The sequence below is a fragment of the Thermocrispum municipale DSM 44069 genome (assembly GCF_000427825.1).
Taxonomy (GTDB): domain Bacteria; phylum Actinomycetota; class Actinomycetes; order Mycobacteriales; family Pseudonocardiaceae; genus Thermocrispum; species Thermocrispum municipale.
The window spans coordinates 361,608-384,777 of the sequence record NZ_ATYT01000004.1; the positions used below are offsets into that span (position 1 = coordinate 361,608).

The window sequence follows — 23,170 nt, forward strand, 5'->3', positions numbered from 1 at the left end:
TGGACTTACACCGCTACGGCTCGTCTTGCCAGCGTAGCGCCAGTGAGTGTGGCACTGTTGGCCCGTGCGACGGTGGCTGTCGGTCCTGCTCACGATGGTTGCGGTCGGCGCGTGCGCGGGGCCGTCCGACCAGCCGGGTCCGCGGCCGGTTTCCTCCCCCAGCTCGGTGGCCGAGCGGCCTTCCGCGACGCCGACAACGTCTTCGCCTGCCAGGCCGACGCGCTCCAGTGCGGCTCCACCGACCACGACGACGGCCGAGGTCCGACAGGCCGTCGTGGTCCTCGATCCCGGGCACAACGGCGGGAATGCCGCCGTCCCGGAGGAGATCAACCAGCCGGTGCCCGCGGGTCGCGGCAACACCAAGCCGTGCAACACGACGGGCACGGCGTCCAACGACGGGTACCCGGAGCATGCGTTCACCTTCGACGTCTCCCAGCGGGTGCGGCGGTTGTTGCAGCAGCACGGGGTCACCGTCGTGATGACACGGAACTCGGACGACGGTGTCGGGCCGTGTGTGAACCGCCGCGCGGCGATCGGCAACCAGCACCGGGCGGACGCGGTGGTGTCCATTCACGCCGACGGCAACACGAACGCCTCCGCGCGCGGATTCCACGTCTCGTACTCCGCGCCGCCGTTGAACGCCGCGCAGGGACAGCCGTCGATCCGGCTGGCCCGCACGATGCGTGACGCGCTGCAGGACGCGGACTTCCCCGTCTCGAGCTACCTGGGCTCGGACGGTCTCGCCCCGCGGGCCGACTTGGCCGGGCTGAATCTGTCCCGGCGGCCCGCGGTTCTGGTCGAGTGCGGCAACATGCGGAACCCGGAGGAGGCGGCAGCGATGCGCCGGGCTTCCGGGCGGCAGGCCTACGCCGAGGCCATCGCCGACGGCGTGCTGCGGTACCTCGGGCTGAGCTGACAGCCGCGGCAGTACCGCAAACTGAGCCGGCGCCTGCCGCCGGAGGCTGGGGCTGACAAGCCCCGTGGCGACGACCTCGCGGCGACGGCCCTGCTGACGAATCTCGCGGCAACGGCCCTCTCGACAAGCCGCGCAGCGATGGACCTGGGCAGACGAGCCGCGCGGCGATGAACCTGGCCGAGCAGACCTGTGCCGCTGGGTCCCGGCCGACCACTCACTCCAGCGGCCGGGCGCCCAACTGATCCGACAGCAGCTTCATCGCTGCCGCACCCGGGTCCGGCTTCTCCGGCTGCGGCGTCCCCAGCGACTTCGGCTCCTCCGCGTAGAGGTCCTCGTCCTCTTCCGGCGGCTCGGGCGGCAGCGGCACCTCGGGCTCGGCCTGCGCGGGGCGCGACGGCGGCTTCGGCGCCGGCCGCGACGAGGCTTGGGCGGTCATGCTCGGCCCACCACTGCCCGCGGGCAGGCACCGCACGCGCCACTCGCCACCCAGCACCTCGGTCAGCGCGGACGCGATCACGTCGGCGTTCCGCGGCTCGGACAACCGGCGAGCCAGCGGCTCGGCGGGATGCGTCAACGTGACGTCCCCACCCTGCACGGACTGCACGGTGGCGTTGGTCATCATCGCCTCGGTGCTGCGGGACTTCTTCCGGATCGCCTGCAGCAGCTCCGACCACACCCCGCGCAACGCCGTGGCGTCCAGCTCTCCAGGGGCTCCCGGCTTGCTCTGCGCTTCGGCCGCAGGTGCCGCGTGGGCAGGCTGGGCCGGCTGAGCCGGCGGTTGTGGCCGCTCGGCCGGGCGCCGCTCCGGCGGAGGCTCGACCCGTGCCGCGGGCTCCGGCGGCCGGGACGGCTGGGGTGCCCGCGCAGGCTCAGCCGACCGAGCCGGTTCGGCCTGCCGCGCGGACGGACGCTGATACCGCGGAGCGGGCTCTTCCACCTGCTGCGCCGACGTTTCCGCTGCCGCGTTCCCCGCGGTCATCCGACGCTCGAGCCGCTCGAGCCGCTGCAGCACGGCCGCCTCGGAATCCTCCGCCGACGGCAGCAGCATCCGGGCGCACAGCAGCTCCAGCACCAGCCGCGGGGCGGTCGCGCCCCGCATGTCGAGCAGACCGTTGTGCACGATCTCGGCGTAGCGGGTCAACGTGGCGGGCCCGATGCGTTCGGCCTGCGCGGCCATCCGTTCCAGCTGGTCCTCCGGCGCGGCGACCAGACCGCGCGCTGCGGCATCCGGCACCGCGCGCAGCAGCACCAAATCGCGCAGCCGATCCAGCAGGTCGCTGGCGAAGCGGCGCGGGTCGTGGCCCGCGTCGACCAATCGCTCGATGGTGCCGAACACCGCCTTCGGGTCGTCGGCGGACAGGCCGTCCACCAGGTCGTCCAGCAGGGCGGAGTCCGTCACGCCCAGGATGGCCGCGGCCCGTTCGTAGGTGACGCCTTCCGGGCCCGCACCGGACAGCAATTGGTCCAGCACCGACTGGGTGTCCCTGGCCGAGCCACCACCAGCCCGGATGACCAGCGGATACACCGCGGGCTCCACCTTGACGCCCTCGGCCTCCACGGTGCGCTCCAGCAGCTGACGCATCGCGCTCGGCGGGATCAACCGGAACGGGTAGTGATGGGTGCGCGAGCGGATGGTGGTCAGCACCTTGTCCGGCTCGGTGGTGGCGAAGATGAAGATCAGGTGTTCCGGCGGCTCCTCCACGATCTTCAGCAGGGCGTTGAAGCCCTGCGTGGTGACCATGTGCGCCTCGTCGATGATGAACACCCGGTAGCGCGACTCGGCGGGAGAGTAGAACGCCCTGTCCCGCAGCTCCCTGGCATCGTCGACGCCGCCGTGGCTGGCCGCGTCGAGCTCGACCACGTCGACCGTGCCCGGGCCCTCCGGGGCGAGATTGATGCACGAGGCACATTCGCCGCACGGATCCGGCGTCGGCCCCTGCTCGCAGTTGAGCGAGCGGGCCATGATGCGCGCGCTGGACGTCTTACCGCAGCCTCGCGGGCCGGAGAACAGGTACGCGTGGTTGATCCGCCCGGACGCCAACGCGGCACGCAACGGTTCCGTCACGTGCTCCTGGCCGACGACCTCGGCGAAGGTCGCCGGTCGGTACTTGCGATACAGCGCGAGAGCCACGGCGCCGAGACTACCGCCGCATGCCGACGCTTCTCACGCCCCGGGGTGTGCCTGGAGCCCGGGCGGCGCGAAGTACGACCACGACCAGGCTCGGCGCGCAGCGGAGCCGTCGCAGCACGGGCCGTGAGCGGACCACGGACCCATCGGCGGCCGACCCCAGGGCAAAAGGGGACCCCCGCACCCGTCAGAGCCTGCTTATCCTTGCTGCCTTCCGGCCCTGGGGAGGTTCACAGGGTGGACGTCGCGGGGGTCCGCCTTCAGTGTAGACGGGTCCGCCGACGCCGCCGCACCGCGGGCGCTCACTTCTGCGACAGCCGCTTGCTCAGAAAGTCCGCGAACGTTCCCCCGAGCCGTTCACCGTCCGGCCCCAGCAGGTTCAATCCCGCCTCGAAGGCGCGGCCGATCTTCCCGGGCACCGGCACCCGGACCACCCGGCGTCGCCGACCGATCGCAGCGCTGTACTCCTCGAGCAGCTCGGCCAGGGACTGCACACGCGGACCGCCGATGTCCCGCGCCCGTCCCACCGGATTGCCCAAGGCGAGCTCGGCCACCCGGCCGGCGACCTGCTCGACGTCGATCGACTGCACCGCGAACCCTCGCGGCACCAATGCGACCGGCGGCGCAGCCAGAGCCGAGACGATCCGCAGCGCCAGGTCGTGGAACTGGGTCGCGCGCTGCACCGTGTACGGCACGCCCGAGTCGGCGATCAGCCGTTCGGTGTCCAGCTTCGCCTGGTAGTACGGCATCGGGTGATCATCGATGCCCACGATGGAGACGTAGAGGAAGTGCCCGACGGCGTGCTCCCGGCACAGCTCCAGCAGTCGCTGCGCGCCGAGCTGCTCGACTCGGCGGAACCGCGCGCCGGTCGCACAGTGCACGATCGTGTCGACCCCGGCTACCGCGGCGGCCAGCCCTTCTCCGGTGATTAAGTCACCTTTCAGCTGCCGTGCGGGCCCGCCAGGACGCGGTTGCCTGGTCAGCACCGTGACACGGCAACCGGCGGCCACCAGCCGCTCGACCACGTGCTTGCCGAGCGTGCCGGTGCCGCCGGTCACCAGAATGCTGCGCACAGCAGGTGAGGTTACTTGTTGTTGGTGTTCCCGTTCGGTTCGACCAGGCCGTCCTCGATCAGGTTCTGCGTCACGTGCTCGGTCAGTTCCTCCCGCTGCTGCCTGCGCTGTATCCGCAGCGCCAGCTCACGTTCGGCTCGGAACTGTTTCAGGCACGCCCAACACATCAGGATCATGACCACGCTGAACGGCAACGCGATGATGATCGCGGCGTAGCGCAACGCGGTCAGACCGGTCTCGTCGCCGACGGTCAGCAGCACGGCCGCGACCGCACCCTCCAGCACCGACCAGAACACCCGGCTCCACGTCGGCGGCTCCGGGTCGCCACCGGAGGCCAGCATGTCGACCACCAGCGAGCCGGAGTCGGACGAGGTGACGAAGAACAGCACGACGAGGATGATCGCCAGGCCGACCAGCACCTTCCCGCCCGGCAGGCCGTCGAGCAGTTCGAACAGCGAGTTGTCGACGTTGACCGAGATGTTGTTGCCGTCGGCGTCCAGTAGCGGCTGACCGTCGTCGCCACGGGCGACGAACTGGCCCGGGTTGCTCCGCTCCTCGTTCAGCGCGGTGCCGCCGAACACGGTGAACCACAGGAAGGCCAGCGTGGTCGGCACCAGCAACACGGCCGCGACGAACTGGCGGATCGTGCGCCCCTTGGAGATTCGCGCGATGAACACGCCGACGAAGGGCGCCCAGGAAATCCACCAGCCCCAGTAGAAGGCAGTCCACCAGCCCTGCCACACGGTGCCGTCATCGCCGGCCAGCGCCGTGGTGTTGAAGCTGTGCCGCAGCAGCTCCTGGAAGTACAGGCCGACCGACTCGACGAATTCCCTGGCCAGGAACAGCGAAGCGCCGGTGACCGCGACGATGAACAGCAGGACGGCGGCCAGGCCCATGTTGATGTTGGACAGCCAGCGGATGCCCTTCTTGACCCCGGTGACCACGGACACGGTCGCCATCAGCGTGATGGCGCCGATCAAGATGATGTAAACGATCTTGCCGGGGTCGCCGCCGATGATCTCCAGGAAGCTCAGACCGGAACCGATCTGCAGGACGCCAAGGCCGAGCGAGGTGGCCACACCGAACAGCGTCCCGACGACGGCCGCGATGTCGACGACGTCACCGATCCAGCCCTTGACCTTGTCGCCGAAGATCGGCTCAAGCGTCCAGCGGATGGAGACCGGCCTGCCCTTGCGGTGCACCGCGTAGGCGATCGCCACGCCGACCACGACGTAGATGGCCCACGGGTGCAGGCCCCAGTGCAGGAACGTCGTCACCAGCGACTCGTGCACGCCTTCGTCGGTCATGCCGCTCGGCGCTCCCGCCGCCCTGTTCGGCACGCCCGCGTAGTGGCTCAGCGGTTCGGCGACGCCCCAGAACACCAGGCCGATGCCCATGCCGGCGGCGAACAACATGCAGAACCACGACAGCACACCGAATTCGGGTTTGTCGTCGTCCTTGCCGAGTTGAATGTCGCCGAAATGTCCGAGCCCGATCCACAACGAAAATGCAACGAACCCGGTCACCAACAACGTGTAGTAGGAGCCGAACCACTCCACGATCCACGTTTGGACCGGGGCCATCACGTCCTCGTTCATGGTCGTCGGCCACGCCACGGTGGCCAGGACGAACACCAGGACGATCGCTGCCGCGGGCCAGAACACCGGCCCGTGCACCGTTCGGTACCACGGGAGCCGGTCCGTATCAGACTGGCGTTCCGCCTCTATCGCCACGAGTTCTTCCCTCTCTCGTCGCTGTCATGTCCTTCCGGCACCCCGGAGCTTTGGCACGTTAGCGGTACTAAGTAACAGAATGGTTTCCGAACGTGTGGGGCATCACAACGACCGCCGATAGAACGGCAATTCGACAACCTCGACCGGCAACTGAAGCTTTCCACGCACGTCCACCTGCAAAGCCGTGCCCGGCTCGCGGAATTGCGCGTCGACGTACGCCATGGCCACCGGGTATCCCAGCGTCGGGCTCAGCGCCCCGCTGGTCACCTGGCCGACCGGCCCATCCGGACCCAGCACCGCGTAGCCGGACCGTGGCGCACGCCTGCCGGTACCCCGAAGCCCGATGAGGACCTTCTCGTCGGGTCGCCCGGCTCGCGCGGCAAGCGCCTCGCGACCGACGAACCCGCCCTGTTTTTCCAGCTTCACGATCCGTCCGAGCCCAGCGTCGAACGGAGTCACTTCACGACTGAGCTCATTACCATACAGCGGCATTCCCGCCTCCAGGCGCAACGTGTCGCGACAGGCCAGCCCGGCGGGCTGGAGCTGGTGCGGCTTGCCGGCCTCGGTCAGCGTGGCCCACACCTGGGCGGCCCGGTCCGGCGCGCAGTACAGCTCGAAACCGTCCTCGCCGGTGTAGCCGGTGCGGGACAGCAGGACGTCGTGACCGGACACCTGCGTCAGGGTCGCCGCGTAGTACTTCAGCGCGTCGACGTCGGCATCGCACACGGTGCGGACGATCTCCGCCGACGCCGGACCCTGAACGGCGATCAGCGCGTACTCGGCCGAGACGTCGGTCACCTGCGCGTCGGCGAACCGCTCGGCTCGGTCGGTCAGCGCTTCGGCCACCACCGACGCGTTCGCCGCGTTCGCCACGACCAGGAACCGGTCCTCGGCCAGCCGGTACACCACGAGGTCGTCCAACACGCCGCCGTCGGAGTCGCACAGCATGCTGTAGCGGGCCCTGCCCAGCTTGAGGTTCGCGATGTTGCCGACCAGTGCGTAGTCCAGGGCCTGCCCGGCCTGCGGCCCGGTCACTTCGATCTCGCCCATGTGGGACAGGTCGAACAGCCCGGCCGCCTTGCGCACCGCGTGGTGTTCGGCCAGGTCGGAGCTGTAGCGCACGGGCATGGTCCAGCCCGCGAACTCGGTGAAGGTCGCGCCCAGGTCGTGGTGGACCTCGTGCAGTGGTGATGGCTGTGCGGTCATGGGGCCCATCTTCGTCGGGGGGAAAAACGCACGCCAACCGGGTTGAACCGACTTTCGACGGTTGCCGAACTCACCGTCGCCCCAGCACCGTGTGAGAACCACACACGATCTGGAGCGTGGAGGAAAAATGCCCACTCGTCGGGGGATGGCGGCGGCCGCAGCGCTCGCCGCCGGTGTCGCGGTGCTCCTCCCCCTCGCCGGTCCGGCCGGTGCGGCCGACCAGCAAGCCGCCGGGGACATCGTCACCTACACCGTCACTGGCCTGGACAGCGTCGCCGAACGGACCGCCGTCGCCCGCTCCGGCGTCGATGTGCTGAGCGCCGAACACGGCACGATGACCGTGCGCGCCACCCAAGAGCAGGCCGCCGAGCTGCGCGCGGCCGGGCACGAACTGATCACCATGGCCGACGTCCGCAAGCAGCTGCGCGAACTCAGCGCGGCCAAGAAGCCGGGTGACTTCCCGGAGGACGACGCGGACTACCACAACTACGACGAGATGGTCGCGGAGATCACCAAGGCCGCCGAGGACCACGGCGACCTGGTGTCCATCAGCTCGATCGGCACGTCCTACGAGGGCAGGGACATCCCGCTGGTGAAGATCAGCGACAACGTGGACACCGACGAGGACGAGCCCGAGGTGCTGTTCACCTGCAACATGCACGCGCGCGAGCACCTGACCACCGAGATGTGCCTGCGCATCATCAACCGCTACACCGACGACTACGCGTCCGACGAGAAGATCAAGGCGTTGGTGGACACCGCGGAGATCTGGGTCGTCCCGCAGGTCAACCCGGACGGCATCGAGTACGACATCGCCACCGGCGAGTACCAGGGCTGGCGCAAGTCCCGGAAGCCGAACGAGGGCAGCTCGGCCGTCGGCACCGACATCAACCGGAACTTCTCCTACCAGTGGGGCTGCTGCAACGGCTCGAGCGGCAACCCGGCGTCGGAGACCTACCGTGGCGCCGAGGCGCTGGACCAGCCGGAGTCCAAGCAGATCACCGAGTTCGTCGACTCCCGGGTGGTCGACGGCGAGCAGCAGATCAAGGGCCACATCGACTTCCACACGTTCAGCGAGCTGGTGCTGTGGCCGTACGGCTACACCACCGACGACACCGACGAGGGCATGACCGAGGAAGAAGCGGCCCGGTTCCGCGACGTCGGCACCCGGATGGCCGAGACCAACGGCTACACCCCGCAGCAGTCCAGCGACCTCTACATCACCGATGGCGACATCAACGACTGGATGTGGGGCGAGCACAAGATCCTCAGCTTCTGCTTCGAGATGTACCCGTCCAGCGGCGGCATCGACGGCTTCTACCCGCCCGACGAGGTGATCGAGCGGGAGACCAGCCGCAACGACGAAGCGGTGGAGATCCTGCTCGAGGAGGTAGGCGCAGGCGGCGACACGACAGGCTGATCTCCGCGCGACGGACGTGGCCCCGATCACCAATCCCAGACAGCGGTGATCGGGGCCACACTCCGTTCGCGGCTCGGTGTGGTCGAATGAGGCGCATGCGAGCCGTGCACATCGAGACCCTGGACGGACCCGCCGCGGTGCGGGTGGTGGACATCGACGAACCGGAGCCTGCCGAAGGCCAGGTACTGGTCGACGTTCATGCGGCGGGCGTGACGTTCCCCGAGGTCCTGCAGAGCAAAGGGCTGTACCAGATCCAGCCCGAGTTGCCGTTCGTGCCGGGCTCGGAGGTGGCCGGCACGGTGCGTTCGGCGCCGGAGGGCTCCGGGTTGAGCGTCGGCCAGCGGGTGGCCGCGTTCCCCGGCATCGGTGGCTTCGCCGAGACGGTCGTGGTCGACCCCCGCCAGGTCTTCCGGATCCCGGACGAGATGAGCTTCGAGACCGCCGCCGCGATCCCGATGAACGTGCTGACCTCGCACTTCGCGCTGGTCCAGCGCGGGCGGCTGCAAGCGGGCGAGATCGTGCTGGTGCACGGCGCCGCGGGCGGGATCGGCACCGCGTCGATCCAGCTGGCCAAGGTGCTCGGCGCGCGGGTCGTCGCCGTGGTGTCCAGTGACGCGAAGGCGCAGATCGCGCGGGACGCGGGCGCGGACGACGTGGTACGGGTCGACGGGTTCAAGGACGCGGTCAAGGAGCTGACCGGCGGCGTGGACGTCGTCGTCGACCCGGTCGGCGGGGACCGGTTCATCGACTCGCTGCGCTGCCTGCGCCCGGAGGGCAGGCTGCTGGTCATCGGCTTCACCGGTGGCGAGATCCCCACCGTGAAGGTCAACCGGCTGCTGCTGAACAACACCGCGGTGATCGGTGTCGGCTGGGGGCACTACTGGATGCCGCACCCGGAGTACCTGCAGCGGCAGTGGGACGAGCTGTGGCCCCACCTGTCCGCGGGCGCGCTCGACCCGCTGATCGGTTCGCGGTTCCCGTTGTCCGAGGCCGGCAAGGCCTTGCAGACGCTGGACGAGCGCGCCGCGCTGGGCAAGGTGGTGCTAGACGTCCGCTGAGTCGGCGGCCTGCCGCTCGGCGTAGGACTTCAGCCGCTGCAACGAGCGCTCGATGTTGCGTTGGTTGTGCGAGTCGCGGTCGCCCACGCCCAGGATGTAGCGGTTGACCAACACCGTCGGCAGGTCCGGCGCGAGGCGGCGGGTGCTCTCGGTGACCCGGCAGCCCTGCTCGGTCGGCTCGATCTCGTAGCTCCACACCGCGGTCGGCACGCCGAGCAGGCTGACCCGGAAGGCGAAGCGACGCCCTTCGGTCGCCTCGGTCACCGTGCACGTCATCGCCCACTTGCGGCCTTTGTGCTTGTTGACGCCGCGGAATTTCGCGCCGACGGCGGGACCGGTCGCGTCGCCCAGCCAGGCGCACCGCTGGGTCTCTTCGGCCCACTCCGCGATGCTGGTCACGTCGGACACGATGCGGTAGACCAGCTCCGGGGGCGCGGCGATGTCGATCGAACTTTGCGCGGTCGGCTCTGCCACGGCATCTCCTTCGTTCGTTGGTTTCTCACCCTAGTGGCAGGATCGCAAGCATGGCCGAGCTCGATCACCCGCAGTCCGATCTCGAGCCCGCTGCCGCCCGGCTCGCTGAGGCCGTTCGCTACCGCACGGTGTCCTACGAAGAGCGCGAACGTATCGAGGACGACCAGTTCGCCGCGTTCGGTGAGTTCCTGGAGCGCATGTATCCGCGGGTGCACGCCGAGCTCGAACTGCGCGTCGTCGGGCACAGCAGGCTCTACCGGTGGGCCGGGCGGGAGGACGGCGCTCCCGCCGCCCTGCTGCTGGCTCATCAGGACGTCGTCCCGGTCGACGACGAACCCAGCTGGACGTACCCGCCGTTCGACGGCGTCATCGCCGACGGGCACGTGTGGGGTCGCGGGACGATCGACGACAAGTCGCGCGTGCTGGCCACGCTGGAAGCGGTCGAAGCTGCCCTGGCGGACGGCTGGCGACCTCGGCGCACGGTGTATCTGGCCTTCGGCCATGACGAGGAGATCGGCGGTGAGCACGGCGCGGCCAAGGTGGCGGAGCTGCTCGCCGCCGAGGGCGTGATGGCCGACTTCGTGCTGGACGAGGGCGGCGTGATCGGTGTCGGGCTGATCGACGGCGTGCCGGTGCCGACCGCGACCATCATGGTCGGCGAGAAGGGTTTCGTGACCGTGCGGCTGTCCACGTCGGACGTCGGCGGGCATGCGTCGATGCCGCCGCGCCGCACGGCCGTGGGGAGGCTGGCGCGAGCGGTCGCCGCCCTCCAGGACAAACCGATGCCGCTCCGCGTGACCGAACCCGTGCGGGAGATGGTTGCCCGAGTCGCTCCGTACCTTCCGGGTGTGCGGGGCACGTTGCTCGCCAAGGTGGCGAAATGGGACAAGGCACTGGCCCGAGTGCTGGCCATGCGTCCCCAGACCGCCTCCTTGGTGCGCACGACGACGGCGCCGACGGTCATCCGCGGCGGAGTGAAGCCGAACGTCCTGCCGCAGACGGCGGAAGCCTTCGTGAACTTCCGCATCCTGCACGGCGACACCGTCGACGACGTGCTGGCGCACTGCCGCCGAGTGGTCCGGGACAAGCAGGTCTCGGTGGAGCTGGCGCCCGGTGAGCGCGCGGAGCCCTCGCCGGTGTCCTCCACCGACAGCCCGCACTTCCGGCTGCTCGGCGAGCTGACCACGGCGGTTGTCCCGGAGGCTGCGGTCACCACCGGGCTGGTGCCCGGAGCCACGGACGCCCGGCACTACCACCGCGTCGCCCGCGAGCGCTTCGGCTTCGCCCCGATCCTGATGGACAGCACGGAGCTGGACCGCATTCACGGCACCGACGAACGGCTCTCGCTGGACAACTACGCCAGGCTGATCAGGTTCACCGGGCAGTTGCTGCGCCGGTTGTGATCGTGGCCTGTGCCACGTCGGCACGGCGGGCACGGTGACCCTGGCGTAGCTTGCGACCGTGACCTGGTGGGAAGCGGTCTTGATTTTCATTGCCGGCCTGTGGGCGGGCACCATCAACACCGTCGTCGGATCCGGCACGTTGGTGACGTTCCCGGTGCTGGTGACGGTGGGCTTCCCTCCGGTGACGGCCACGACGTCGAACGCCATCGGGCTGATCTCCGGCACCATCTCCGGGTCGATCGGCTACCGCCGCGAGCTGGCCGGTCAGCGCGGCCGGGTGCTGCGGCTCGGGGTGGCGTCGATGATCGGCGCCACGCTCGGCACGGTGCTGTTGCTGTCGCTGCCGCCGAAGGCCTTCGAGACGATCGTGCCCGCGCTGATCATCTTTGCGCTGGTCCTGGTCGTCGTGCAGCCGCGGCTGACCGCGTGGCTGAACGCCCGGCGCGAGAACCACAAGGAGCACGGCGGCGCCGCCATGTGGATCGGGACGCTGCTGGTCGGCATCTACGGCGGCTATTTCACCGCGGCGCAGGGCATCATGCTGATCGCAATCGCCGGGCTGTTCCTGTCCGAACCCCTCCAGCGGTTGAACGCGCTGAAGAACGTGCTGGCCGCGGTGGTCAACACCGTCGCGGGGATCATCTACGCGTTCGTCGCGCCGGTCAGCTGGCAAGTGGTGGCGATCATCGCGGTGAGCTCCACCGTGGGCGGGATGATCGGCGCGAAGATCGGCCGCCGGTTCCCGCCCCGGGTGCTGCGCGGCGTGATCGTGGTCGTCGGCCTGGCCGCGGTGGTCAAGCTCCTGCTTGACTGAACGACCGCGCGGCCGCCAGGAACGCGTCGTTCTCCTCGGGGGTGCCGATGGTCACCCGCGCGCCGTCACCGACGAACGGCCGCACCACGACCTTGCCGGCCAGCGCGTGTTCGGCGAAGGCCGCGGTCCGCTCCCCCAGCGGCAGCCACACGAAGTTCGCCTGCGTCTCCGGAATCGGGTAGCCGGCGGCGATCAGCCCGTCCCGGACCCTGCTGCGCTCGGCGACGACCTGCGCCACGCGTGCCATCAGTTCCTCGGCGGCGTCCAGTGACGCCAGCGCGGCCGCCTGGGCCAGCGAGCTGACGCTGAACGGCACGTAGACCTTGCGCACGGCCGCGGTGACCTTCGGGTTCGACACCAGGTAACCCACTCGCAGACCGGCCAGGCCATACGCCTTGGAGAACGTGCGCAGAACGGCCACGTTGTCCCGGCCTTCCAACAACTCGATGCCGTCCGGCACGTCCACGTCGGTGACGTACTCGCGGTAGGCCTCGTCCAGCGCGACCAGCACACCCTCCGGCACCGCGTCCAGGAAACGCACCAGCTCGTCGCGGCGCACCACCGTGCCGGTCGGGTTGTTCGGGTTGCAGACGAAGACCACGCGCGTGCGCGGCGTGATGGCCGCCAGCATCGCGTCGAGGTCGTGCACGTGGTTGTCGTCCAGCGGCACCGTGACCTGCTTGGCGCCGACGACCTGCGTGATGATCGGGTACGCCTCGAACGAACGCCACGCGAACAGCACCTCGTCGCCCGGCTCGCACATCGCCTGGATCAGCTGCTGGCACAGCGACACCGAACCGCAGCCGACGGCGACCTGGTCCTGCTCGACCCCCAGCTTGTCGGCCAGCCGTCCGATGAGCGTCCACGCGCCCATGTCGGGGTAGCGGTTGACTCCTTCCGCGGCTTCCGCGATCACGCGCACCACGCTCGGCAGCGGGCCGTCCGGCGACTCGTTGCTGGCCAGCTTGATCGCCCCTGGCACGGACTTGCCGGGCACGTAGTTGGGCAGCGTGTCCAGATCGGTTCGCGGGGTGACGGGCATCGACAAGACTCCTTGGGGTCTAGGTGCGGGCATGACGGTCCCATGGTGTGGGCGCCGTCGTGTGGTCGGTCGGTGGCTTGAGGCTAACGCGCCGCGGGCCGTGGAGGAATTCCGGCAAAAGTCCTTTCTCCCCCGCTGCGACTGGGTACCGTGTGTGCAGCGTCCGATCGGATCAGGCGCTGCTAGGACAGGGGGTGGCTTCGCAGCATGAGCGAAGACGAGTTCCGCTTGATGGCGGCCGAGGATCCGCCACCGGCGCACCTGGACCCGAGCTACCAGAAGGCTCCCGGAGCGGGCGCGCCCGTCAGCGCACCGGCGCCGACCCCGGACCCGCAATCGTCCCCGACCCGGCAGCCGCCACCCGAGCCCGCGCCGCAGCGGCCGAACGACCCGGACGAGGCGTTCGGCAAGGGGTCCGGCATCGACCTGGTTCCGGTCTCGCGGGACATGGCGAAGCTGAAGGACCAGGCCAAGCAGGGCAAACTCCGCCTGGACGAGGACATCGCGCGGATGCTCCTGATGGACTTGGTCGCGATCAAGGACAAGGTGGAGAAGATCACCGCGGAGGCCGCCGAGCTGGACGTCCCGCTGCGGCTGGGTGCGAACTGGGTAGCCGAGACGATGAGCAGGCGGCTGCATTCGGTGGCCGAAGGCGACGACAGCGCCGCGATCCGGGTGTTGAAGCAGTTCGCGATGGTGATCTCCGACTACGAGGAAGCGGTGCGTGCGGCGGCCCGCCGCTACTACGCCACTGAGGAAGAGCTGCAGGCCGCCATGCACGCGATGGAGCGGAAGGTCGCTGACGAGGGGAGCCGGCTGTGAACGTCCCCGAGGACAGCGGTGCCCGGTTCGACGGTGGACCCTCGTCCATGGGTATCGCGCCAGGCGGCTGCGTCCGGCCGGACTTGCCGCAAGGCGGCGACCCGTGGGACCCGGATGACTGGGACCCTCGGCCGGAGCCACCCAGGCAGTCGTCGATGGGAATCGGCCCCGGTGGTTGTATCCCGCCGAATCACTGGCCGAAGGACGACGACGACGTCGGCACGCTGGGTGCCGCCGACTTGAACTCCGACATCGACTGGATGACGTGGAACCACCCGGAGCTGTACGCGATGGCCACGCAAGGCCTGGATGTCGCGGGAGCGAACGCGGTGGCGGCGAAGTGGGGCGACATCGGCGTCCTGCTGCAGGAGGTCGCCGAGGATCTGGAGCGTGCCGCGCGGCGATGTGAACAGGGGTGGGAAGGCTCGGCGGCCGAGCTGGCCCGCGACACCGCGGCGAAGCTGGCGCAGTGGTCCGAGGACACCGGGCATCGCGCGCACGAGGCTGGGACGTGCGTGAGCAGGCAGACGGACATCGCGGTGCGCGCCGCCCGCGAGATGCCGGAGCCGGTTCCGCTTCCGCAGCCGATGCCGCGACCGCTCCCGGAGCCGTCGCCTCGACCGTTCCCGGAGTCTTCGGGTGGGAACGCGGGCAGCGGCAGCACCGTGGCGATGTCCGCGGGTGACTCCAGCCCGTTCGTCAGCCAGGACCTGGGCAGCGCGAACAAACTGACCGGTGACGTCTTCGGTCCGTTGGAGGAGTCCCGCGCGGCGCACCGGCAGGCGGCCGAGGTCATGAAGACGATGCAGCACGAGTCGGCCGAGGTGTATTCGACCGTGCCGTGGTTCGCCCCGCCGAAGAAGGAGCAGCCGCCGGAGGATCGCGGCCGTCGGCCGGATGACGACGCGAAGCCGAGGACACCGGAAGACCCGCGCAAGTCCGACACCTCGACGTCGTCGACGTCGGGCGTGGGCGCCGTGTCCGGTGGCGGTGCCGCTGCTGGTGGCGCCGTCGGAGCGCTCGGCGGCGGGGCGCCTGCGGAGAATGCGCCGCGGCTCGGCGGTGGTGCGCTCTCCGGGGTCGGCGGCAACGCGCCTGGTCCGGCCGGGGCCGGCGCGACGACCGCCCCGGCGGCCAGCGGTGCGGGCGCGGCGCCGCGTGGCATGGGGGCCATGCCGATGGGTGCCATGGGTGGCGCCGGTGCCGGGCGGTCCGAGGACCAGTCGCGGCAGCGGAAGAGCCCGGTGCTGGGCGAGAAGGGCATGTTCGACCCCGACAGGAACGACATCCACCGCAAGCTTCTCGGCGAGGACGTCGACGACGAGATGCCGCGCCGACGGCACTAGACCGGAGGACGGGTGCGCGACGAGCGAACCGGCTGGATCGAGCTGCACGCGGCGGAGTTCTTCCTGCTGTGGCGCGGGCTCGATCTCGGGGAGGTGCCGGACTGGCTGGGTATCCCGCATTTCGGCCGCACCCCGCGGGCCAGGGCGGAGTATTCGGCCGTGGTCGACGAGGCATTGAGCACGCGGGAGCTGGGCACGATCGAGCGGCCCGCCGGTGATCTGGCCGCCCTGCTGCGGGCGATCACGGAAGCCGAGGTGATGCTCGAGCTTCAGGTCGACACGCAGGAGGCGGCGTTGCGCGCGCTCGGCGGCTTCGGACCGCGGGGCACTGCGGCCGTGGCGCGGGTGAACACGCAGGTGCGGATCGGCCCGGAGACCAGGGACGGACTGCTGCGCACGATGCTGTTCGAGGTGCCGCCGCCCCTCGGGCCGGGCAGCGGGATGTCGGCCAACCTGCCGATCGCCGATTTCGACAAGGCGTGCGCGGCCGCCGCGGAGGACGGGGTTGGCGGGTTCGTGGAGACCCTGACCGAGCTGGGCGTGCGGCGCGAGGAGTGCTTGGTGCTGTCCAAGGCGTTGAGCACGCGCACCGGTGGCGGCCGAGTGAGTGCGCGAGCCCGTGACGGCCGTGGCCGGTGGCATCGCTCCCCGATCACCGTGTCGTGGCTGGACGCCGAGGACGGCCGGTACGCGCTGCGCACCGAGGGTGAGTGGATGACGGTGAGCCCGGCGGATCCGTCACGGTTGATCACCATGGCCGAGGAGATGGTGCAGGTCGTCGTCTGAGCCACCGCGTCGCCGGGCGATCAGCACACATTTCCGCTTGCCGTGTGGGCTCGCCGACCATGGCCTGATCCGCGAGTTTCGCATTACCCTCCGGGTCATGGCCGACACTCCCGAAGTTCTCTGGCGTCCGGATCCGAATCACCTGCCCGACACCCGCGTCGAGCAGTTCAAGCGGTGGCTGTCCGAGCACCGTGGGCTCGCGGTGTCGCGGTACGAGGACCTGTGGCGCTGGTCCGTGGACGAGCTCGACGAGTTCTGGGCAGCGTTCGGTGAGTTCATCGGTGTGCGGTGGCGCGCCGAGCCGCGGGCGGTCCGCGAGGGCGACGAGATGCCCGGCGTGCGGTGGTTCCCCGGCGGCGAGTTGAACTACGCCGAGCACGCGCTGTCGGGCGTGGCGGGCGCGGAGAAGCGCGACGACGAGCTGGCGGTCGTCTTCCACCGCGAGGACGGACTGACCGAGCAGCTGACGTTCGGCGAGCTGCGTGCGAAGGTGGGCGCGGCGCGCGGCATGTTGCAGTCGCTGGGTGTGCAGCGCGGCGACCGGGTGGTGGCGCTGGCGCCGAACTGCCCGCAAACGTTGGTGACGTTCCTGGCCGCGGCGAGCCTGGGTGCGATCTGGTCGTCGTGTTCGCCGGACTTCGGCGTGCGCGCGGTGGCCGACCGGTTCACCCAGATCGAGCCGAAGGTGATGCTGGCCGTCAACGGCTATCTGTACAACGGCAAGAAGTTCGACGTGCGGCCGACCGTGCGGGAGCTGGCCGGGCAGATGCCGTCGTTGCAGGGCATCCTGCTGATCGACTACGTGGAGCTGGACCAGGCGCAGACTGCCGGTGCGGTCGACTTCGACACGGCGATGGCCGAGCACGAGGGCGCGCCGCTGGAGTTCGAGCCGGTTCCGTTCGACCACCCGCTGTGGGTGCTGTACTCGTCGGGCACGACCGGTCTGCCGAAGGGCATCGTGCAGGGCCATGGCGGCATCGTCGTGGAGCACCTGAAGCAGTTGGCGATGTCGCTCGACCTGGGGCCCGGTGAACGGTTCTTCTGGTTCACCACCACCGGGTGGATGATGTGGAACCTGCTGATCTCCGGGTTGTTGGTGGGCTCGGCCGTGGTGCTGTTCGACGGCAGCCCTGGGCACCCGGATCTGAACACGCTGTGGCGGTTGGCCGCGCAGCATCGGATCACGTACTTCGGTGTCTCCGCACCGTACGTGCAGAGCTGCCTGAAGGCGAAGCTGCGCCCGGCGGCGGAGCACGACCTGTCGGCCATGCGCGCGATCGGCTCGACCGGGGCGCCGCTGTCGGTGGACGGCTTTCGGTGGATCATGGACGAGGTCGGGCCGGTGCAGATCTGCTCGGTGTCCGGCGGCACGGACGTGTGCACGGCGTTCCTGGGATCGTCGCCCGATGTTCCGGTGTGGCTCGGGGAGCTGTCGTGTCGGGCGCTCGGCGCGGCGGTCGCGGCCTACGACGAGCACGGCAAAGAGATCGTGGAGCAGGTCGGCGAGCTGGTGGTCACCAAGCCGATGCCGTCCATGCCGGTGATGTTCTGGAACGACCCGGACGGCTCGCGACTGCGCGCGGCGTATTTCGAGGACTTCCCTGGTGTGTGGCGGCACGGCGACTGGGTCCGGATCACCGAGCGCGGGTCCGCGGTGATCTACGGTCGCAGCGACTCCACGTTGAACCGCGGCGGCGTGCGGATGGGCACGGCGGAGTTCTACCGGGTGGTGGAGAGCTTCGACGCCATCCACGACTCGCTGGTGATCGACACGACGCGAATCGGTGACGAGGAGGGCGAGCTGCTCTGCTTCCTCGTGCTCGCGCCCGGGTCGTCGTTGGCGGATGTCGAGCCGGAGCTGCGGTCGCGGCTGCGGTCGGAGTTGTCCCCGCGCCACGTGCCCGACCGGTTCATCGAGGTGCCGGCGATCCCGCGGACCCTTAACGGGAAGAAGTGCGAGGTTCCGGTCAAGAAGATCCTCAGCGGGGTGGACCCGAAGAAGGCGATCAGCGTGGACGCGCTCTCCGACCCGGGGGCGTTGCGGCCGTTCGTGGAGTTCGCCGGCACCGCGAACTCCTGACGACCCGCGCAGGCCACCCGCCCCGTTGGCGGCTCCCGTGCCGGGATCCAGGGGGGCGGGTGGGCCGTGTCGTGGGCGGACGGTAACCTAGTCGCACCGAATACCACCCTGGAGGCTTCGCCTAGTCTGGTCTATGGCGCCGCACTGCTAATGCGGTTGGGGGTTTGAGCCCCCTCGCGGGTTCGAATCCCGCAGCCTCCGCAAGATGCAGGCGCGCTGCCCTGGGTAATCCGGGGCGGCCGCCGCACTCGCACGATCATGGGTCGCGGAAGCCGCGCACCGAAGTGGCCACGCCTCGACGCGTCCGCGCTGCAGTTGATCAGTGTCGGCCACTCGTAAGCTCCGAACTACTCGACGCCGAACACGGTGAGCTCACCACCCGGCATGGACACGATCTTCCGTTCGCCGGGCCCGGCAAGCGTCCACGCCTCGAAATCCTCATCCGGCGACACCGAAATCTTCGTACCGTCGGCCAGCGCAATTGTCAGAATCGCGTCGTCCACGGCAGCCGCGGCAATGTGCTTACCCACCAACCAGTCAAACGCCGTCGTCTCGCCGACATCCTCGGGCGAATACGTCACGCTGCCCCCGGTACCGGACACTGTGAAGTCGCTCTCCACCCGTATCTCGGCCCCGGCGTCGGTGCGCAGCACCAGAGCGAACTCGCATGTGGCTTCCGATACGAACTGCCCAGCCAAGCCCAGATCCATAGCCGTCTCCTACCAGCCTTTAGGCAGCGGATAATTTCCGTTCGGGTCGATGGGAATGTGCGTGTCCGCCCTGGAGCCCGGCTTGCCATCCAAATTTATCGGCTGACCGTGGCTGTTGTAGAACCTGACATATCCGTGAGGATACCGAGGCGTCGGATCCATGATGCGGATCATGTCGGCGTTTCCGGTCGCGCCAGGGCGCTGATACACGACACCCTTGCCGTTGTCAGCTGTTCGTTTCACCCACCCCTGCTTGGCACCGGGCGGCAGGCTGCTCGTCTGCTGTCCCTGCTGGTTCTTGCCGGAGCTCTGGCCGGACTGGTTGCCGGACTTCTGCGGGTTCGTCGAGGCCTTGTTCGGCCGCCCTTTGACGGCCGCGGTCTTGGCCAGGTTCACGCCCTGGCTGACGTTCTGGACGGTGGGCGTGCCGCCGCCGGCCGGCTGCTTCTTGCCCCCGGCTCCGCCTTTGTTGGTGGACGTCGAGCCGCTGGGATTTTTCGGTTTGGGTGTCATCGTCGGCTCACCCGAGCAGCTTGGTCAGGTTGGTCAGACTGTTGATCAGGGCCATGGTGTAGGTGAGGATGCGGCCGGCCCATTTCACGACCGCAGCGGCGATTTGCGAGGCGATCACCGGGATGGTGACCACGAAAATCGCCTCCACCGCCCACACGATCACCCGCGCGACCAGGTCGGCGATCAAGTCACGGACGATTTCCCTGGTGAGTTCGACCAGGCCGCCGGCGCCCTCGGTCGCCGACTGCATGGCCGTGCAGATGGCGCTGAGGGCGTTGATGGCCTCGACGTTGTGCTCCATCAGGTTGTGGTAGGCGTCCGCCGCTTCGCCCCGCCACGCCGGCAAGTCGTTGTCGATGTCGCTTTTCAGCTCATCGGCGATCGACTTGAACTCCGTGGCCATGTTCGCCCAGGTCTGGGCGTGCGAGCTCACCACGTCCGGCTTGCCGGTCAGCTCGTCGAGCATCTCGCGCAGCGGCTCGAAGTATTCGATCGCCCAGCCGAGCCCGTTGGCCAGCAGCGCGCTGATCGGGTCCATCACCGTGGCAGCGACGTCCACACCCAGCGAGGCACCGGCCAGGACGTCGTCGACCCAGCCTTCCGACTTGATGGCTTGGACGAGACCGTCCACCCCGTCGGCGAGACTGGCTCCGGTCCACGGCTTGCGGGTCGACTCGACCGGGGCAATCAGCGAGTCGCCGGTCACCGCAGCCCACCCCCGATGGCCTGGAAGCTGCTGCGGGAGTCGTCCTCCATGCGTTCGTAGGTCTGGGCGGCCTCGCGCAACGTCTCGGCGACGAGCTGGAGATTCTCCTCCACGTAGGCGATGACGTCATCCACCTGGACGTGCTTGTCCTCCAAGATTCCGGCGATCCACCCGCACAGCAGCCCGTACGCTTGGTCGTCCTGGGCGATGTGGCTGCTGGCCGCCTTGATCGCGCCGAACCGCTCTCGCAATGCGTCGATGTTGGCCGCGTGCTTGGTGATGTCCTCGACAGGCGCGTGATACCCCTGATGCCCCAGGAGCAGGTCCCCGGTCGGTCACTCGAACTTGAACTCGAAGGGTTCCTCGTCGTCCTCTTCCTCCTCGCGCCTACGACGTTGCGGAGCGCTCGACGGTTTCACCGTCGGCGCAGGCGCAGGCGGGGGAGGCGGCGGAGCAGCAGGTGATGTCGGGGCAGGTGTAGCGCTCCTGGTGACGGTGTCGGACACATCTTCGGCGAGCAGATGCTTGCCGACCGAGGCCGCGATCGCCTGCCCGGCCGCCGACTCGGTGCCGATGGTCTCCTCGACGATCTCGCGGGAGCGCTCGGCCAACCGGGCCTTGGCGCGGCGGACCGTGTCCATGATCGCCTGCGCGATCAGGTCCGGTGGGAGACCGTGGATCTTCGGCGTCAGCTGCAAACCGATCAGAGAGCCGGTCGAGTCGACCGTCACCTTGGTCAGCCCGCGCGGGTCGGCCACCGTTTCCTGCAACTGCTGCAAGCGATCGCTCATCGCCTTCGTATGTGCGGCCAACTGGTCAATGCGACCCTTCCACGCCTGCAGCCGTTCGCGGGCGCCGTCCGGATCGAGCACGGTGTCGTCCATGGAGTCAGCCTCTTTCATCCCGGCGGGAACGTAGCAGCCTTACGGCCACAGTAAAGATCGCTTACCAGGCAGGACCGAACGTGCCGGGGTGACATCACACCGTCGGCGCAGTCGAGGCGATCTCGGTGGGCGTAGGCCGGCTCGACTGCGCGTACTGGCGCCGATGCCCTATCAGGCGGATGACTGTCGCATGACGGACGCCCGTTCGGCTCTCCGTGCCACCCGGACCAGCCGCGATGTGGCCGATCGGGCCTGCGACGTCATGTGTCATGAACCCAGGTAGACTGCTGGACAGTTGACGGTGACACCCACCTGGGCCGGGACATCCCGGACGCCTCATGGACCCGGTGGCAGGCCGCTACCGCGGACCCGGTAACGTGTACCGCGCCAACTGAACAGGCGCCCGTAGCTCAACGGATAGAGCATCTGACTACGGATCAGAAGGTTGGGGGTTCGAATCCCTCCGGGCGCGCTCATTCTCCCAGGTCAGAGGCCATTTCGCGAGGCCCAGAGATACCACAGCCCCGGAAGCGTCCAATATACGTCCAACACGCCCGGGGCCGGGTACAGTGCCGATCAAGCCGCCTCGGGACCGTTTTGGCGCGCTTCCAGAACCGCCCTTCGCCTGGCATCAAGTGTGCTGGCGACCTCATCGAGACGATCCGGGAACAAGTGCCCGTACACATTGAGCGTTATCGATGCGTCGGCGTGACCCAGCATGGACTGAACGACCTTCACATCCGCGCCAGCGGCGATGGCCAGGGACGCAGCCGTATGCCGGAGCTTATGTGGAGTGAATCCATCCACATCGAGCCCGGCTTTCCGCAGAGCCGGTAGAAACTCGCGCCTCCGCCAGTTGGCTTTCCGCAGGGGCTTGCCTCGACTAGTGGTGAACACGCGATCCTCCGGCCCTCGTCCAGCGATCAGTGGCCGCAATTCATCCACGAGCGACGCCGGTAGCGGCACCGTCCGAGGTTTGCCCGACTTCGGCAGCCCCTCGACCTGACCGCCCTTGATCTCGTAGAGCGTCGCCACGATGCGAACTCGCCGGTTGTCTAGGTCAACGTTACGTACACGCAGTGCAGCCGCCTCCCCCCACCTGACTCCGGTGTAAGCCAGGAAAAGGATCAGCGCCCGGTTGACAGCAGCGGCAGCAGTCGGCCGCTTGTACTTGGTTCGTAGCTCACCCGCAGCAGCCGCCAGCGCCTCGACCTGCTCATAGGTCAGGTACACGTGGTCGGCTTCCGGAACGACCGGCAGTTCAACGCCTCTCGCCGGATTGACTGCCAACCGTCGCGGGACACACCACTCGAGAACCATCGACAGAACCCGAAATGCCAGCCGTGCCGTCGACGGGCTTAAGTTGCTGCCATCTTCCTCTGTCGGCTTGAGTAGACGTGCCACCCACAGAGCCACGTCCTCTCTCTCGATCGCGTTGAGAGCTACATTGCCCCACTCGGGCAAGACGTGGTTGTCCAGCAGGCCTCTGTACTTCCACCAAGTCGACGGCTTGATCCGCGTCCTGGACTCGAGCCACTTTTCGGCGACCTCCGCGAACTTGACCTTCGCGACCACCGGGTCGGTGTAAGTGCCCGTCAGCAACGCTGACGACAACTCCGCTACCCGGAGGTCCGCCCGTGCCCGAGTTGGCACAGATTCCGATCGCTGCTTGCCGGTCTTGTCGTAGTACATCACCAGGTACCGGTTCGGAGGCTTGCGTTTGGCCGCCTTAGCCTTCGCAACAGCATCGCGGTACTTCTTCGACTGGATCCGGTCGTAGACCCACACGCGTGCCATCAGGCCACCGCCTGTTCGTTGAGCCAGGCGTTGACGTCGTCGGGCCGGTAGCGGAGGTGTTTGCCGATGCGGACGCCGGGTGGCCCGTAGCCTTTGGTGCGCCATTGGTAGAGGGTGTTGACGGGGATGCCGAGGATGTCCGAGAGGTCCTCGACGCTAAGCAGCTTGGGCATGGTCGTTGTCCTTTCGGTGTTTGAGTGCTCGGTGTTGGCGGATGCGGGTGGCGATGGCGGCGGCTAGCTCGCGTTCGGCTTCGTTG

Annotated in this window: 22 protein-coding genes, 2 tRNA genes and 1 other RNA gene; 11 read left to right on the forward strand and 14 right to left on the reverse strand. The window is 68.7% G+C overall.

The features are described 5' to 3' along the window. The first annotated feature begins 64 nt into the window (after nt 1-64). On the forward strand, nt 65-916 hold the full coding sequence (locus YWM_RS0105120) for an N-acetylmuramoyl-L-alanine amidase (RefSeq protein WP_245565921.1): 852 nt from the start codon (nt 65-67) through the stop codon (nt 914-916). 214 nt (nt 917-1,130) lie between these two features. On the opposite strand, the gene YWM_RS0105125 is transcribed toward YWM_RS0105120, so the two are convergent. The 5 genes from YWM_RS0105125 to gcvT all read right to left on the reverse strand — a co-directional run bounded on the left by YWM_RS0105125 (nt 1,131) and on the right by gcvT (nt 7,056). Further along, the gene (locus YWM_RS0105125) at nt 1,131-3,047 is read right to left on the reverse strand and encodes a DNA polymerase III subunit gamma and tau (RefSeq protein WP_028849812.1); all 1,917 of its coding nucleotides are present in this window, start codon (nt 3,045-3,047) and stop codon (nt 1,131-1,133) included. A gap of 161 nt (nt 3,048-3,208) precedes the next feature. After that, nucleotides 3,209-3,305, reverse strand: an RNA gene (ffs, locus tag YWM_RS25550) — signal recognition particle sRNA small type. Nucleotides 3,306-3,346: 41 nt separating this feature from the next. Then, a complete protein-coding gene (locus YWM_RS0105130) occupies nt 3,347-4,117 on the reverse strand; it encodes an SDR family oxidoreductase (RefSeq protein WP_028849813.1) in 771 nt (256 codons plus the stop codon). Nucleotides 4,118-4,128: 11 nt separating this feature from the next. Further along, on the reverse strand, nt 4,129-5,781 hold the full coding sequence (locus YWM_RS0105135) for a BCCT family transporter (RefSeq protein WP_342664925.1): 1,653 nt from the start codon (nt 5,779-5,781) through the stop codon (nt 4,129-4,131). A gap of 171 nt (nt 5,782-5,952) precedes the next feature. Next, a complete protein-coding gene (gcvT, locus tag YWM_RS0105140) occupies nt 5,953-7,056 on the reverse strand; it encodes a glycine cleavage system aminomethyltransferase GcvT (RefSeq protein ID WP_028849815.1) in 1,104 nt (367 codons plus the stop codon). A 127-nt stretch (nt 7,057-7,183) separates the two neighbouring features. Here gcvT and YWM_RS0105145 point away from each other — a divergent pair, with 127 nt between their 5' ends. Continuing rightward, nucleotides 7,184-8,476 (forward strand): M14 family metallopeptidase, encoded by a 1,293-nt coding sequence (locus YWM_RS0105145; RefSeq protein ID WP_028849816.1) that lies wholly within the window; start codon nt 7,184-7,186, stop codon nt 8,474-8,476. Between the two features lie 95 nt (nt 8,477-8,571). Then, the gene (locus YWM_RS0105150) at nt 8,572-9,534 is read left to right on the forward strand and encodes an NADPH:quinone oxidoreductase family protein (RefSeq protein WP_028849817.1); all 963 of its coding nucleotides are present in this window, start codon (nt 8,572-8,574) and stop codon (nt 9,532-9,534) included. On the opposite strand, the gene YWM_RS0105155 is transcribed toward YWM_RS0105150, so the two are convergent. Beyond that, nucleotides 9,520-10,008, reverse strand: a complete 489-nt coding sequence (locus tag YWM_RS0105155; protein ID WP_028849818.1) for an SRPBCC family protein — start codon at nt 10,006-10,008, stop codon at nt 9,520-9,522. The two genes, YWM_RS0105150 and YWM_RS0105155, sit on opposite strands and share 15 nt — an antisense overlap. A gap of 50 nt (nt 10,009-10,058) precedes the next feature. Between YWM_RS0105155 and YWM_RS0105160 the strand changes: the two genes are divergently transcribed. Both YWM_RS0105160 and YWM_RS0105165 read left to right on the forward strand, forming a co-directional pair. After that, entirely contained in the window at nt 10,059-11,411 is a 1,353-nt protein-coding gene (locus tag YWM_RS0105160) for a M20/M25/M40 family metallo-hydrolase (protein ID WP_028849819.1), read from the forward strand. A gap of 58 nt (nt 11,412-11,469) precedes the next feature. Beyond that, nucleotides 11,470-12,225, forward strand: a complete 756-nt coding sequence (locus tag YWM_RS0105165; protein ID WP_028849820.1) for a sulfite exporter TauE/SafE family protein — start codon at nt 11,470-11,472, stop codon at nt 12,223-12,225. Here the strand turns inward: YWM_RS0105165 and hisC are convergent. After that, a complete protein-coding gene (gene hisC / locus YWM_RS0105170; protein ID WP_028849821.1) occupies nt 12,206-13,267 on the reverse strand; it encodes a histidinol-phosphate transaminase in 1,062 nt (353 codons plus the stop codon). The genes YWM_RS0105165 and hisC overlap by 20 nt on opposite strands. A 207-nt stretch (nt 13,268-13,474) precedes the next feature. On the opposite strand from hisC, the gene YWM_RS0105175 reads away from it, so the two are divergent. From YWM_RS0105175 to YWM_RS0105195, 5 genes are all read left to right on the forward strand, one after another. Next, nucleotides 13,475-14,089: a hypothetical protein gene (locus YWM_RS0105175; protein WP_028849822.1), complete on the forward strand. Its 615-nt coding sequence runs from the start codon at nt 13,475-13,477 to the stop codon at nt 14,087-14,089. Beyond that, nucleotides 14,086-15,435: a hypothetical protein gene (locus YWM_RS22265; RefSeq protein ID WP_052344566.1), complete on the forward strand. Its 1,350-nt coding sequence runs from the start codon at nt 14,086-14,088 to the stop codon at nt 15,433-15,435. Before YWM_RS0105175 ends, YWM_RS22265 begins: the two co-directional genes overlap by 4 nt. A 12-nt stretch (nt 15,436-15,447) precedes the next feature. Continuing rightward, entirely contained in the window at nt 15,448-16,221 is a 774-nt protein-coding gene (locus YWM_RS0105185; protein WP_028849823.1) for an ESX secretion-associated protein EspG, read from the forward strand. Between the two features lie 97 nt (nt 16,222-16,318). After that, a complete protein-coding gene (locus YWM_RS0105190; RefSeq protein ID WP_043659646.1) occupies nt 16,319-18,301 on the forward strand; it encodes an acetoacetate--CoA ligase in 1,983 nt (660 codons plus the stop codon). 110 nt (nt 18,302-18,411) lie between these two features. Next, nucleotides 18,412-18,502 (forward strand) — tRNA-Ser (locus tag YWM_RS0105195). Nucleotides 18,503-18,648: 146 nt separating this feature from the next. Here the strand turns inward: YWM_RS0105195 and YWM_RS0105200 are convergent. The 5 genes from YWM_RS0105200 to YWM_RS22270 form a co-directional block, all read right to left on the reverse strand. Next, nucleotides 18,649-19,011: a DUF6188 family protein gene (locus tag YWM_RS0105200; protein ID WP_028849825.1), complete on the reverse strand. Its 363-nt coding sequence runs from the start codon at nt 19,009-19,011 to the stop codon at nt 18,649-18,651. 9 nt (nt 19,012-19,020) lie between these two features. Next, nucleotides 19,021-19,524 (reverse strand): hypothetical protein, encoded by a 504-nt coding sequence (locus tag YWM_RS0105205; RefSeq protein ID WP_028849826.1) that lies wholly within the window; start codon nt 19,522-19,524, stop codon nt 19,021-19,023. Between the two features lie 7 nt (nt 19,525-19,531). Next, nucleotides 19,532-20,230, reverse strand: a complete 699-nt coding sequence (locus YWM_RS0105210; protein WP_028849827.1) for a WXG100 family type VII secretion target — start codon at nt 20,228-20,230, stop codon at nt 19,532-19,534. Next, the gene (locus YWM_RS0105215; protein ID WP_245565922.1) at nt 20,227-20,481 is read right to left on the reverse strand and encodes a hypothetical protein; all 255 of its coding nucleotides are present in this window, start codon (nt 20,479-20,481) and stop codon (nt 20,227-20,229) included. Before YWM_RS0105215 ends, YWM_RS0105210 begins: the two co-directional genes overlap by 4 nt. A gap of 84 nt (nt 20,482-20,565) precedes the next feature. Then, a complete protein-coding gene (locus YWM_RS22270) occupies nt 20,566-21,114 on the reverse strand; it encodes a YbaB/EbfC family nucleoid-associated protein (RefSeq protein WP_052344567.1) in 549 nt (182 codons plus the stop codon). Nucleotides 21,115-21,513: 399 nt separating this feature from the next. On the opposite strand from YWM_RS22270, the gene YWM_RS0105225 reads away from it, so the two are divergent. After that, a tRNA-Arg gene (locus tag YWM_RS0105225) sits at nt 21,514-21,586 on the forward strand. 104 nt (nt 21,587-21,690) lie between these two features. Here the strand turns inward: YWM_RS0105225 and YWM_RS0105230 are convergent. Beyond that, on the reverse strand, nt 21,691-22,911 hold the full coding sequence (locus YWM_RS0105230; RefSeq protein WP_084612186.1) for a tyrosine-type recombinase/integrase: 1,221 nt from the start codon (nt 22,909-22,911) through the stop codon (nt 21,691-21,693). Then, a complete protein-coding gene (locus YWM_RS0105235) occupies nt 22,911-23,084 on the reverse strand; it encodes a helix-turn-helix domain-containing protein (protein ID WP_028849830.1) in 174 nt (57 codons plus the stop codon). Before YWM_RS0105235 ends, YWM_RS0105230 begins: the two co-directional genes overlap by 1 nt. Nucleotides 23,085-23,170: the final 86 nt, after the last annotated feature.

Coding starts and splice junctions, on each gene's coding strand:
- YWM_RS0105200 (WP_028849825.1), bottom strand. CDS start 19,011: ATGGATCTGGGCTTGGCTGGGCAGTTCGTATCGGAAGCCACATGCGAG.
- YWM_RS0105145 (WP_028849816.1), top strand. CDS start 7,184: ATGCCCACTCGTCGGGGGATGGCGGCGGCCGCAGCGCTCGCCGCCGGT.
- YWM_RS0105230 (WP_084612186.1), bottom strand. CDS start 22,911: ATGGCACGCGTGTGGGTCTACGACCGGATCCAGTCGAAGAAGTACCGC.
- YWM_RS0105235 (WP_028849830.1), bottom strand. CDS start 23,084: ATGCCCAAGCTGCTTAGCGTCGAGGACCTCTCGGACATCCTCGGCATC.
- YWM_RS0105160 (WP_028849819.1), top strand. CDS start 10,059: ATGGCCGAGCTCGATCACCCGCAGTCCGATCTCGAGCCCGCTGCCGCC.
- YWM_RS0105175 (WP_028849822.1), top strand. CDS start 13,475: ATGAGCGAAGACGAGTTCCGCTTGATGGCGGCCGAGGATCCGCCACCG.
- YWM_RS0105205 (WP_028849826.1), bottom strand. CDS start 19,524: ATGACACCCAAACCGAAAAATCCCAGCGGCTCGACGTCCACCAACAAA.
- YWM_RS0105190 (WP_043659646.1), top strand. CDS start 16,319: ATGGCCGACACTCCCGAAGTTCTCTGGCGTCCGGATCCGAATCACCTG.
- gcvT (WP_028849815.1), bottom strand. CDS start 7,056: ATGACCGCACAGCCATCACCACTGCACGAGGTCCACCACGACCTGGGC.
- YWM_RS22270 (WP_052344567.1), bottom strand. CDS start 21,114: ATGGACGACACCGTGCTCGATCCGGACGGCGCCCGCGAACGGCTGCAG.
- YWM_RS0105150 (WP_028849817.1), top strand. CDS start 8,572: ATGCGAGCCGTGCACATCGAGACCCTGGACGGACCCGCCGCGGTGCGG.
- hisC (WP_028849821.1), bottom strand. CDS start 13,267: ATGCCCGTCACCCCGCGAACCGATCTGGACACGCTGCCCAACTACGTG.